Source organism: Psychrobacter sp. AOP31-B2-9, from assembly GCF_052378005.1.
Taxonomy (GTDB): Bacteria; Pseudomonadota; Gammaproteobacteria; order Pseudomonadales; family Moraxellaceae; genus Psychrobacter.
Genome location: NZ_JBQSXG010000110.1, coordinates 1 through 10,567, shown reverse-complemented (window position 1 = coordinate 10,567; position 10,567 = coordinate 1). Strand labels below are relative to the sequence as shown.

At 43.1% G+C, this 10,567-nt stretch carries 7 protein-coding genes; 3 read left to right on the top strand and 4 right to left on the bottom strand.

Annotated features, from left to right (window positions below; translation table 11 throughout):
- Nucleotides 1-235: 235 nt before the first annotated feature.
- Both rho and trxA read right to left on the bottom strand, forming a co-directional pair.
- Nucleotides 236-1,504 carry a transcription termination factor Rho gene (rho, locus tag ACT3SX_RS11390; RefSeq protein ID WP_192519625.1) on the bottom strand — a complete coding sequence of 423 codons (1,269 nt, stop codon included), beginning with the start codon at nucleotides 1,502-1,504 and terminating at the stop codon, nucleotides 236-238.
- 709 nt (nucleotides 1,505-2,213) lie between these two features.
- Nucleotides 2,214-2,540 carry a thioredoxin gene (gene trxA / locus ACT3SX_RS11385; RefSeq protein ID WP_192519624.1) on the bottom strand — a complete coding sequence of 109 codons (327 nt, stop codon included), beginning with the start codon at nucleotides 2,538-2,540 and terminating at the stop codon, nucleotides 2,214-2,216.
- A 333-nt stretch (nucleotides 2,541-2,873) separates the two neighbouring features.
- Between trxA and ACT3SX_RS11380 the strand changes: the two genes are divergently transcribed.
- Complete coding sequence (locus ACT3SX_RS11380; RefSeq protein WP_192992118.1) at nucleotides 2,874-3,587, top strand: RluA family pseudouridine synthase; 714 nt, start codon at nucleotides 2,874-2,876, stop codon at nucleotides 3,585-3,587.
- A gap of 15 nt (nucleotides 3,588-3,602) precedes the next feature.
- Here ACT3SX_RS11380 and ACT3SX_RS11375 read toward each other — a convergent pair whose 3' ends face one another.
- Nucleotides 3,603-4,550, bottom strand: a complete 948-nt coding sequence (locus ACT3SX_RS11375; RefSeq protein ID WP_192519622.1) for a D-2-hydroxyacid dehydrogenase — start codon at nucleotides 4,548-4,550, stop codon at nucleotides 3,603-3,605.
- A gap of 406 nt (nucleotides 4,551-4,956) precedes the next feature.
- Here ACT3SX_RS11375 and rapA point away from each other — a divergent pair, with 406 nt between their 5' ends.
- Nucleotides 4,957-7,845, top strand: a complete 2,889-nt coding sequence (gene rapA, locus ACT3SX_RS11370; RefSeq protein ID WP_192519621.1) for an RNA polymerase-associated protein RapA — start codon at nucleotides 4,957-4,959, stop codon at nucleotides 7,843-7,845.
- 365 nt (nucleotides 7,846-8,210) lie between these two features.
- Entirely contained in the window at nucleotides 8,211-9,113 is a 903-nt protein-coding gene (locus ACT3SX_RS11365; protein ID WP_192519620.1) for an acyl-CoA thioesterase, read from the top strand.
- 73 nt (nucleotides 9,114-9,186) lie between these two features.
- Here the strand turns inward: ACT3SX_RS11365 and mutY are convergent, their stop codons facing one another.
- Complete coding sequence (gene mutY / locus ACT3SX_RS11360; protein ID WP_192519619.1) at nucleotides 9,187-10,464, bottom strand: A/G-specific adenine glycosylase; 1,278 nt, start codon at nucleotides 10,462-10,464, stop codon at nucleotides 9,187-9,189.
- Nucleotides 10,465-10,567: the final 103 nt, after the last annotated feature.

Below are 10,567 nucleotides of genomic sequence, written 5' to 3'. Positions count from 1 at the left end.
AGATATAGTCAGCGAATTACTAAATCGCTACAGCGTTAGCCTTCTTAGATGTACTACTTGTACAATCTGCAGTTGGTTGCCTTGTATCGATTTTAAAGTTCTTTGATTATAGTAGGTCGGTTGAGATTGCTGATTGCCATTTTCAGTCTTGAAAATAGAAAAGACCGCTCGAAAGCGATCTTTTTTATTTAAGCTAAATGTTTGCTTATTAAGTTAAAGCAATTCGGCGCTAGCATTAGTTTTGTGATTTACGCTTCATTTGCTCAAAAAATTCATCATTGGTCTTCGCTTCTTTTAAGCGATCCAACAAGAACTCAGTTGCTTGTACGCCATCCATCGGCTGTAGTAATTTACGTAAAATCCAAACTTTGCGCAGTTTATCTTCATCAAGCAGGCGCTCTTCACGACGAGTACCAGATTTTTTGATATTAATCGCAGGGAAGACACGTTTTTCAGCCAAATCACGCTCAAGCGTAATCTCTTGGTTACCTGTACCTTTGAACTCTTCAAAGATAACGCTATCCATCTTACTGCCAGTATCGATAAGAGCACTGGCAATAATTGTTAAGCTGCCACCTTCTTCGACATTACGTGCAGCACCAAAGAAGCGTTTTGGACGTTCTAATGCATTGGCATCTAAACCACCAGTCAACACTTTTCCTGATGAAGGGATGACTGTGTTATAGGCACGGGCCAGACGAGTGATAGAGTCAAGTAAGATAACCACATCCTGTTTATGCTCGACCAAACGCTTGGCTTTTTCGATGACCATTTCAGCCACTTGTACGTGACGTTGTGGTGGCTCATCAAACGTAGAGGCAACGACTTCGCCGCGTACCGTACGTACCATCTCGGTAACTTCCTCTGGACGCTCATCGATTAATAGTACGATGAGGTAACACTCAGGGTTGTTACGAGTAATCGACTGCGCGATGGTTTGTAGCAGCATCGTTTTACCGGCTTTTGGTGGTGCAACGATAATAGAACGCTGACCTTTACCAATGGGTGCGATAAGGTCAATAATACGACCAGTCAAGTCTTCGGTCGTGCCATTACCAATCTCAAGCTTGAGCTGTTCAGTTGGGAACAGTGGTGTTAAATTCTCAAAGATAAGCTTATGACGTGAGCGATCTGGGGTATCAAAGTTGATTTCACCAACTTTTAATAGCGCAAAATAACGCTCGGAATCTTTTGGTGGTCGAATGGTACCGGCAATACTATCACCAGTTTTCAGACTAAAGCGGCGAATTTGGCTAGGACTGACATAGATGTCATCAGGGCCGGCTAAATATGAGCCTTCTGATGAGCGCAAAAAGCCAAAACCATCCGGAAGAACCTCAAGTACGCCGTCACCATAAATGGCTTCACCGTTACGTGCATGGGTTTTTAAGATAGCAAAGATAATGTCTTGTTTACGGCTACGTGCCATATTATCAAGACCCATTTCTTTAGCAATAGCCAGTAGCTCAGAGATTGATTTTTTCTTTAATTCAGTAAGATTCATAGATAGGTCATTAGCAATTGATCAGATGAGAGATGCCATTAGCAGCACAAGTCACGACATTGATTAAAACAACGACAGTATGGCGATAGAGGGTGTGCACACAGAGTTAGAGTTTATGTAGTTTAGGTATAGCATGTTAGCTTATGTACGCGTTGCAATAATAGAATGCATGGTAATAAGAAATAAAGATAAAGAAGACTACATAAGAGTCTGCGTCAAAAACTCAATATCAGTAATTGTGTTTAGTCATTCCGTTTAGTAATGGTGTTTATAACGACGATTGTGTTTTTGTTGATAAACACGAGGAGAATAGCGATAAGACACATAGGAAAACAATTAGTTTTCTGTTGTCAGCAGACTATACGGTCTTCACAATGCCATTGTCAATAAATTTTGCTAAAAAAGTCATATTATTGAGTTTTTTGCATAAAAAATAAGCAAAAAACCATTATCTAACTTAGATAATGGCATTTTAGTCTGCATTTATAACTTTGCTAAAAACTTCGCATAAGGCTAGGGCGTGTCCTCAATTCAATCGATAGCCAACTAAATGGGTTAAAAATGGCTAAATCTTGCCAAACGGCGTCAAATAGCTGACTAATATCTCGATATTATCTGCGCTATTTTCCTTGTTTGACTGCAATTTATCTTATTTTTATCACCATTTTTAAAATGAGGACACACCCTAGTTTATTCAAAGGTTTTTGATTTATAGATGCTTGTCTAGCACTTTGGCCAGTTCAGCTTTTGGCTGTAGTCCCATTACAGAATCAACTTTTTCGCCACCTTTAAAGACAAATAGCGTTGGAATATTGCGAATACCAAAACGGCTAGCTGCTTGTGGGTTGTTGTCCACGTCTACTTTGACGATTTTAACTTTACCTTGGTATTCAGTTGCCAGCTCTTCTAAAATAGGAGCAATAGCTTTACAAGGACCACACCATGGCGCCCAAAAGTCTACCAATACAGGTACGTCTGATTGTAGAACGTCTTGATCAAAGTCTGTGTCGGTAGTATGTAAAATAAGGTCTGACATAATTTTATCTCTCTTGTTTTATAACTTCTATCACCACTCATCAACATATATATTGGTTTAATAATAAATCGCTTGGTGGTCAAAGAATTGTTTAGAATGGGTGGAAATGTGCCATTATATTAACATGTTTGCCCTAATTTGACAGATACAGGCTGGTTAAATTGTTTAACAACTAGTATTAGCACAATAAATCGACACATAGCGATATAAATTATGAGTTGTAAATCAGCTGCTGCAATCCCCCTTACTTTTGGGTCAAAATTAGTTGTTTTATACAATATAATATAACCACTGTTTTTACTTCCAAGCCCTTAATATAAGTAGTCTATTTTTATGCTTTTTACCGATGAAGAAGTTGATGCCCTTAATACTGAGGAGCAAGCCTATCCGCTTGAGTTTTTTCAAGCATTTGCACAAGAAGTCACTGTCTATGAAGACGATGATATTTGGGTGGTTGATAAGCCTGCAGGACTATTAAGTGTTGATGGAAAAACGCTAAAGGTGAGTTTGCTAGCAAGGCTTGAGCGTGCTAATCCTGCGGTTAAGTTGATTCATCGCCTTGATATGGATACTTCAGGATTGCTAATTTTTGCAAAAAACGCCGCTGCACAGACCCATATTAGTAAGCAGTTTATAGAACGTCTACCACAAAAAAAGTATCAAGCACGTGTCTTTGGGCAGTGGGAGAGTGTGGGCGTCACTGGTAAGATATCAGTGCCAGTACGCTACGAGCCAGAGACGAAACCACGCCATATTGTCGATCATGATTGGCCAAAGCATGCGTTGACTTTGTATGAAGTAATGGCTCATGAAGAATGCAATGGTCAGATGGTCACGCGAGTGATGTTAAAGCCAGTTACTGGTCGCAGTCATCAATTGCGTGTCCATATGGTTCATGTCGGTCATGTAATGATTGGCGATCCTATCTACGCTGAGGGTGCTGCGCTAGAGATAGCACCAAGGCTGAACCTGCACGCGCAGCACTTACGCCTAAAGCATCCAGTACTGGGTGCATGGATGGATTGGGAGAGCCCAAGTCCATTTTGAGCCCTCTGATGTTGCTTAAATTGAACGTTTTTCGATAAAGTCAGTGACTTGTGTGCTTAATATTTGCCATAACTTTTCTTGTGCACTTTTGCTGCCCCAAGCATTGTGCGGACTAAATATCACTCGTGGGTGATTGGCAAGGGTTAATAAAGGATCGTCGGCTGCGATAGGCTCTTGTTCAAACACATCGCTGGCATAGCCCTTTATTTGCTTGTTGTTCACCGCATTGGTGAGGGCTTCGCTATCGACGACCCCACCGCGCGCGACGTTGACGATGAAGGGTTGCTTAGCCATTTTTGCTAAAGTATCTGCATTAATGAGGTGCTGCGTTTGTGGGTTTAGTGGACAATGTAAGCTGATCACATCGGCACGTGCTAATACATCGTCAAACGCTGTGTAATCATCATTACGTGGCTCACGTCCTTGATGCTCTGCCCACAATACCGTCATACCAAATGCACGTGCAATTTCGGTAACGCGTTTACCGATGGTACCAAGTCCGATAATACCCAGTGTCTTATCTTCTAAATCTATCAGTGGGATATCCAATAGGCAAAAATCCCCTTTTGCTTGCCACGTACCGTCAGAGACTTTTTGATGGTAATGAATACCTGCGCGCATGCCGTTTAGCATCAACATAAAAGTATGCTCAGGTACGCTTTTGACGGCATAGCCTGCGACATTATAGAGAGTGACATCGTGTGTGTTGCAAGCCTCTTGATCAACATTGTTCATGCCAGTGGCGGTGAGCTGAATAAGCTTAAGATTGGGCAGTTTGCTTATCACCGCAGCATTGACCTGTACTTTATTAGTGATAATAATATCAGCGTCTTTACAGCGTTCTATGATAATCGCATCATCTTGTGGCGTTTCATCATACGTGATGTAGTCGCTTATACCTGTTGGAGCGAGTAACTCAACGCCATCAGAAAAAGTGCCTTTATCTAAAAAAACCGCTTGCATGGTTGCTCCTTGTTAAATGATCGTTTTAAGCTCGATGGCTATTTTTAAAAGGTTGATTTAAATTTTTATTGATTATCAACTTAATGTATCACGTTGTGGGATTGTTTTTCATAGTGAGTCGTGATTTTATGATTTTGCATTTCTCCGTTATGCTTGTCTCTGTGATGCCTAGTATTGACAAAATCCTGCATGAATCTGCTCTTGAAAAGTTAACTTAACGCACTCATCTACCCGCTAACGTTATATAATGGTGAAGTCAAACTGTTGGCTTGGTTTTTGTTAAGACACTTAATACGACATTTAGCTTATGTTTCTTTAGTTTTTTGCTGCTTGGCCAATTCTCGTTGCTAGCGTTTTTCACTATTTCTTTAATTTCTTACTATCTGGGTACAAAAGACATCGCCTTATGACTATCTCTATCGCTTCATTGCACAGTACTGAATTCGCCGTTGGTCAACGTTATTTATCTGATACGGAGTCTGAGCTTGGCTTGGGTGTGGTTATCGATGTTGACGACCGATGTGTGCATATTTTATTCCCGCAAAGCGAAGAGATGCGCGTCTATGCCAAAAATTCTGCACCATTATCACGTGTGGTGTTCAAAGTCGGTGATAGTATCTATGACCAAGATGGCAAAAGTTATACGGTGAATGCTGTCGATGAAGTAATGGGTGTGCTCAAGTACGGTGTCGATGAACACGAACGCGGTATCATGGAGACTCGTCTAGCAGCCAATATTACTTTGGCGAAGCCACTTGAGCGTCTACTGGCTGGTCGAATTGAGCGCGGTGATTGGTATGAGCTGCGTCAAGATATTTTGCGTATGCAATCAGCGCTGGCAGGTCATCCACTCAAAGGTTTGATGGGTGCGCGTGTCGATATCATTGAGCATCAGCTATATATTGCGCATGAAGTTGGCAAACGTATCGCACCGCGTGTATTACTCGCTGATGAGGTCGGACTTGGTAAAACTATTGAAGCGGGTATGATTATTCATCAGCAACTGCTTACAGGTAAGGCCGAGCGTGTATTAATTCTTGTGCCAGACAGTCTACAATACCAATGGATGGTTGAGCTGCGCCGTCGCTTTAATCTAAACTTTTCTTTATTTGATTTGGTACGTACTTCGGCAATTAAAGAGCACGATCCAGAACAAAATGTGTTTGGTACTGAACAATGTATCATCGCTGGTATGGATCTATTGCTGGATCATCCTGATTTATACGACCAAGCGATGGATGCAGGGTTTGATTTATTGGTCGTCGATGAGGCGCATCATTTGCATTGGGACGAGGCGCAAGGTGGCAATGATAAATATGACTTAGTTGCAGATTTTGCTGAAGAAACAGCAGGGGTTATGTTATTGACAGCCACACCTGAACAGCTTGGCGCACAGAGCCATTTTGCTCGTCTGCGTCTCTTGGATCCAGATCGTTTCGATGATTTAGATGAGTTTATCGATGGTCAAGATGCCTTTGCTGAAACGGCAGCAGTCGCTAGTGTATTAATAGACGATAAGCCATTGAGTGAAGGGCAAATCGCTGCTTTGAGTGGTTTGCTTACTATCGATATTGATGAATTAGCAGCGATTAATGATGATGAAAAACTACGTAACTATGCGCTCAATGAGTTATTAGATCGCCATGGTACAGGTCGTATCCTGTTCCGTAATACTCGTGATAGTGTCAAAGGGTTTTATGGTCGTAGTAGCCAGCCTTATCCTCTACCACTACCTGAATCATGGAAAGACAGCTACCAAACTCAAGGTAAGTTGCGTGAGCAGCTATGGGGCGAAGAAAATCAACCAGATGGTGGCTGGTTAGAAGACGATCCACGCGTTTCTTGGTTGGTAGAGATTCTACGAGGTGAGCTAAAACATCAAAAAGTGTTGTTAATCGCTCGTAGCGGTGCAACGGTAGAGAGTTTAGAAGCGGTATTGCGTCTGCATGCAGGTATCAAGACGGCTATCTTTACTGAGCAAATGACACTGCTTGAACGTGACCAAGCAGCAGCATTTTTCGCCGATAGTGAAGGTGCACAGATTCTATTGTGTTCGGAGATTGGTTCAGAAGGTCGTAACTTCCAGTTTGCCAGCCAGTTGATATTATGGGATCTACCTGCCAATCCAGACACATTAGAGCAGCGTATCGGTCGCTTAGACCGTATCGGTCAGACCCAGCAAATCATGTTGCATGTTCCTTATGTACAAGGCACAGCGCAAGAGCGTCTGTATAATTGGTATAACGATGCGCTGAATATGTTCAATCAGATATCACCAACCGCTCAGAGCGTACAAGAGCAGTATATCCAAGAGCTAAAGCCAATGCTTGAGGGTGCGGATACTGCCGAAAACAACGTGATCTTACAAGACATCATTGAAGAGGCACAAAAAACACGTTTGGGACTAGAATCCCAGCTACAAGCAGGTCGCGATCGTCTGCTTGAGTATAACTCATGCCGTCCGCGTGTCGCTGGTCGTATCGCGGATGCTATGCGTGACTTTGATAGTAATAACTTGCTGCCGCACTTTATTGAGCGTTTCTTTGCGTCTGCCAATATCGATCATAGTATTCAGCGTGACGGTTCGTGGGTCATCGCACCTATCGACAGTACTGAGATCAGTGACTATATCGATGGTTTACCACTTGGTGATGAAGACGGTATGACACTGACCTTTGAGCGAGAGCAAGCGCTCCAACGTGAAGATATTGATTTTATTACTCATGAGCATCCATTGATGCGTGCTATTTATGATTTGGCGAGTACCAGCACTTTTGGTAATACGACAGTTGCTATGCTCAAAAGTGCTGCTGTTCCACAAGGTATGGTGCTGCTAGAGGTGAACTTCCGTGTTGAAGCAATTGCGCCCAAAATGCTGAATCTACCAGCGACTTTGACCACGCAAAATATTCGTGTGTTTATTAGCGAGCAGGGCAGTGATTTGTCTGCTCGTATCAGTGCCGATATGATCATGCCGCATATTGAGCGTTTGGACAAAAACCGTGCACGCCAAGTGATTAAAGTACGCAGTGATGTAATTGAGCAGCGCTACTATGAGGCTGAAGATATTGCTCGTCAGCAAATAGCTGAGATTGGTGAGCAAGCCACTGCACGTTTTAGTCAGCAATGGTCACGCGAAATCAAGCGTTTGAAACATCTGCAAACGATCAATCCTAACGTACGTGATGAAGAGATTGAGCACTTAGAGCAGCTTAAAGCCCAAGGCGAGCAAGCGCTTGGTAACTTGTCACTGGTACCAGATTCTATTCGTGTGCTCGTGGCGGTTAAGCCATAAGTTTATAATAAAAATAAAGAGCGAGGTAGCAGCGGCTATTTCGTTCTTTATAGATATATCGACTTTATTTGACCATTTTGCACCGTTTTGCTTAGACAAAAATATGATACTTGCCAGTATACAGTCAGCTGCTAGCTAAAATCATTGATATTGGGTAAGATGTTTACCTTTTTCTATTTATAATAAATACTTAGTGATAGCGCTGCTATGGCTGTATTATTGTTCTAATATCTCTCTTGTTTACGTTTAGCAAGTGATTTCATATTATTTTAAATTCAAATGTAAATACAAAGGATCTGTCGATATAGTCTATTGATATCGTGAGGTGCTGTGTATTTTTGATGAAAATAAGGAAATATATTGTCATGCCCGATTATTCGCAACTGATTGATGAGTTGTTGGCTACTGTTGCACTTATTGAAGTGACCCCTGATGTGTTTGAGGGTAAGAGCCATGACTATGTTGGTAGTCGTATTTTCGGTGGGCAAGTGCTCGCACAAGCGATTATGGCTGCGGCGCATACACTAGATAAGGACAAGCCTTGCCACTCGCTGCATGGGTATTTTTTGCGTGGTGGTGATATCAACCAGCCAGTAATTTATCAAGTGCGCCGCCTGCGTGACGGTCGTAGCTTGTCAGCGCGTGAAGTGACGGCGATTCAATACAAAGAAGTGCGCGGTAAGCCACCTATTGAGCAAGTAATATTTTCGATGATTGCCTCGTTTTCACCAATGGAGGAGGGGCTGGATTATCAAGAAGATATGCCCGTCTATCCACCGCCTGAAGATTTGCTCGCTGAGCAAGAACTAAAAGAAGAGCATATTGGCAAAGTACCGACTGCCCTGAAATCACGATTTATGCGTCGTCGTCATGTCGAGATTAAGCCAGTCAAGCCGCGTGACCCTATCAACCCAGAGCCTATGAAACCGAAGCAGGCGAACTGGTTACGTATCCGCGAGTTGGGCAATCAACCAGTGGCGATTCAGCAAGCGCTATTGGCATTTTCGTCTGATTTTTATTTGGTAGGTACGGGGCTGATGTCACATGGCATTAGCTTTATGACCAGTGGTCTGCAAGCGGCCAGTATCGACCACTCGATGCATTTCCATCGTAATTTTGATCTCAATAATTGGATGTTGTACGATATGTGGAGTGATACGACCTCTAACTCTAAGGGGCTCAACCACGGACAGTTTTGGCAAGACGGTAAGCTGATTGCCACTGTACAACAAGAAGGACTGATGCGCTTGCGTGTGCCGAAGTCTTAGATGGCTAGAGCTTGATTCTCAAGAAAAAAAGCGACTCATTATCATGATGAGTCGCTTTTTTTATGCCAATTTTTTACTCTAAGATCTTAATCATGGCTCGTGGCAAACCAAGCGTTGCTTGAGCATCGTCAGCGTTTAACCAATTGATATTAATATCAGCCGCTTGCAGTGATTTGGTTATGTCGGCTGCTTGCTTCGTATTGATAGTCACTGACTGCGGCGTTAAGTACCAGTGAAAATGCGTCAGCGAATGTTTAATAGGCGCATCATCGAGCAATGTATGGCTAACTGATTTTGCCACCAGTTTGTTTTTTATGAGCCACTCATTAATGATTTGCTCAGCGGTGGTAAATTCTGCTTCATATACTTTTTCATTACTACGTACATCATTTGCTACGTTTGATAACTTATCATCGCTAGAGTCTGTCTTTTTATCAGCCGTCTTACTACTTGCTTTTTTACCCTCGACTTTCTGTACGAACTGCAGTGGCAAGCTCCACAATCCACCCCAAATGCCGTTATCAGGGCGCTGCAGCCATAAAATGTCGTCATCGGCATTTTTAATGAGTAACGCATGACTAAACTTACTGGGTTTGGGCTGTTTCTTTGCTTTGACAGGATAGTCGGTCTCGCGCCCTTGTGCATGCGCTAGGCAGTCTTCTTTGAGTGGACATAACAGGCAGGCAGGTTTGCTACGGGTGCATAATGTCGCGCCCATATCCATCATCGCTTGCGCGAATAATCCTGAGTTTGCTGTCGGCGTCAAACGCTCTGCCAGTGCCCATAGCTCTTTAGTGGTGGCAGACTTGGTAATATCTCCATCAATCGCTGCCCAACGCGTGATGACTCGTTTGACATTGCCATCACAGATGACGCCATAATGGTGCAAGCCCATGGCCATAATCGCACCAGCTGTTGACGGTCCTACACCAGAGATCGCCTCCCATCCTGCGAGCGTTTGCGGAAACTCGCCTGTCTCATCGATTACCTCTACCAATTGCTTGGCACCTTTATGCAAATTACGCGCACGTGCATAGTAGCCCAGCCCCGCCCAATGCTCGGCGACCAAATCCCAGTCTGCTGCTGCCAAATCATGCACGGTCGGAAACGATGCCATAAATCGCGCAAAGTAGGGCAGCACTGTCGTCACTTGTGTTTGCTGAAGCATGACTTCGGATAACCAAACGATATAAGGATTTGGCGTATCGGTTTGATGCTGTTGCCAGGGTAAGTCATGGCGACCGTTTTCGGCAAACCAGTTTAGGAGGCGTGGAGCGAAGGCGTTTAGAGATTTGGGGGAGTGATTGAAGGTAGTGTCAGAAGCTTTAGAGTTAGCAGTTGGCTGGGTCATAGGCTCTTATATTTAGTCTTTTAAAGGTGACCAATTATACCTGATATACGTATTTGCTACGACCCAACTTTGACGTGATGTTATTGAACAACATAATAAAAAT

Bases quoted from the DNA above. Each gene is read 5' to 3' on its own strand.
- rho (WP_192519625.1), bottom strand. From the start codon at position 1,504: ATGAATCTTACTGAATTAAAGAAAAAATCAATCTCTGAGCTACTGGCT.
- trxA (WP_192519624.1), bottom strand. From the start codon at position 2,540: ATGTCAGACCTTATTTTACATACTACCGACACAGACTTTGATCAAGAC.
- ACT3SX_RS11380 (WP_192992118.1), top strand. From the start codon at position 2,874: ATGCTTTTTACCGATGAAGAAGTTGATGCCCTTAATACTGAGGAGCAA.
- ACT3SX_RS11375 (WP_192519622.1), bottom strand. From the start codon at position 4,550: ATGCAAGCGGTTTTTTTAGATAAAGGCACTTTTTCTGATGGCGTTGAG.
- rapA (WP_192519621.1), top strand. From the start codon at position 4,957: ATGACTATCTCTATCGCTTCATTGCACAGTACTGAATTCGCCGTTGGT.
- ACT3SX_RS11365 (WP_192519620.1), top strand. From the start codon at position 8,211: ATGCCCGATTATTCGCAACTGATTGATGAGTTGTTGGCTACTGTTGCA.
- mutY (WP_192519619.1), bottom strand. From the start codon at position 10,464: ATGACCCAGCCAACTGCTAACTCTAAAGCTTCTGACACTACCTTCAAT.